The sequence below is a fragment of the Saccharopolyspora sp. NPDC000995 genome (genome assembly GCF_053599315.1).
In genome coordinates, this window is the sequence record NZ_JBSFLZ010000322.1 from 1 (window position 1) to 1,502 (window position 1,502).

Here is a 1,502-nt window from a genome sequence, read left to right on the forward strand (position 1 = left end):
AGTTGGCGCTCGATCAGACAGAAGATCAGCAGTGCCAGGCAGATCACGGTGATCAGGGCGGCGATGCGCCGGTTGTTCTTCAGAAACATCGGTGCCACGGCCAAGGGGCCTTTGATCGTGCTGTAGCGGCGTTCCACGACTTCCTGGCCCTTGTAACGGCGCAGGATCTCGGCCGCTGCGACGGTGGCGGGCAGGTTGGTGAGCAGGGCGTACCAGCCGTCGGCGGCCGTCTCGGCATCCAGCGCGGCCTGGTCGAACCACCAGCGCAGGGTCGGTTTGCCGGCAGCGGGATCGGTGCCGGTCTCGGTGCGCAGGTAGGCGGTGACCCGTCGGGCGGCCGCGATCGCGGCGACTCGGGCGGTCACGGCTTTCTCGTCAGGGTAGTGGCGGGAACCCAACCCCCGGACCAGCCGGTCGAGGTCATCGCGGGCGCGGTCGAGTTTCTTGGCCCGAGCGGTGGCCGCGGCGTGGGCTCGGGCGGTGGAGTGCACGAACACCCGCCGCAGCGTGAGCACCGGGTCTCGCTTGCGTTTGCCCGCAAGGGTCATCGTGTCTTCGCTGACGTGCCATCGGCCCCGTGCGGCAGCCGGTTTGCCCGTGTCGCGTTGCGCGACGTAGTCGACCTGGGTGGCCGAGTCGAGGTCCAGTGCGGCCAGTCTCGCGGCGGGGGTGTACGCCTTCGAGGCGGGGGCGATGAACCCGACACCGGCATCGATCATCGCCGAGACATTGGTGTAGGACAACAGTTTAGAGTCCCCGATCAGCAGGAACTCCTGTGGCTTGGCCATTTTTTGCAGTTCAGTCATAGCGCCCACTACCTGGGCCACTTCCCCGGCTCCGCCATCGTAGGCTCGGTGGAAGACCGGCACGCCGCCGTCGCCGGTGGCCGCCAGCCCGGCCTGGATCTGTTTCAGGTCGAGGCGGCGGTCTTTGGGATGCCCGAACTTCGGCGCCGGGTGGTCGGCGTCGATCTGCTCGTAGGCCCCGTACAGCGAGATCGACGTCATGTCCCAATGAAGCCGGGAAGTGTCCAAACCGAACACGGAGATCGCTTGTGCTCCCACGGACCCCACGATCCGATCGAGCTCGGGAGCGATCGCGTCCAGCGCGCGGCCGATCCGGTCGTCGTTGAGTAGTTCGGGGTCGGCGCCGAAGACTTCTTCCACTGCGTGTTCGCGTGCCCACTCGCTCACCCGGACCAGCGGTGCCGGTGAGGTCAACCGGTTGGCGACCAGTGCTTCGATCACCTGCCCGTGGGTCAGATGGGCAAGATCCCGTATCGGGCAGGCCCGGTCGATAATGTCGGCCAGGTCCAGACGGCGACAGTAATCAGCGATCACGGGCAACGCGCCCAGCTGCTTCTCGATGCTTGCACCGACGTACCGGGCCCGTCGCCGTTCACGTTGATCCACGACCGAACACCCTGTCAGAGCCCTCGATCGGGCAGACACAGGCCCGGCCGATCAACTCACCTATGCCCATGTGCGGATGACGGGGCTAGC

At 66.6% G+C, this 1,502-nt stretch carries 1 protein-coding gene; it reads right to left on the reverse strand.

Going from position 1 to position 1,502, the window contains the following annotated elements:
• The coding region (locus tag ACWDKQ_RS36100; protein WP_450143229.1) for an IS1634 family transposase at positions 1–1,412 on the reverse strand (1,412 nt) is incomplete at its 3' end.
• Between the last annotated feature and the right edge of the window lie 90 nt (positions 1,413–1,502).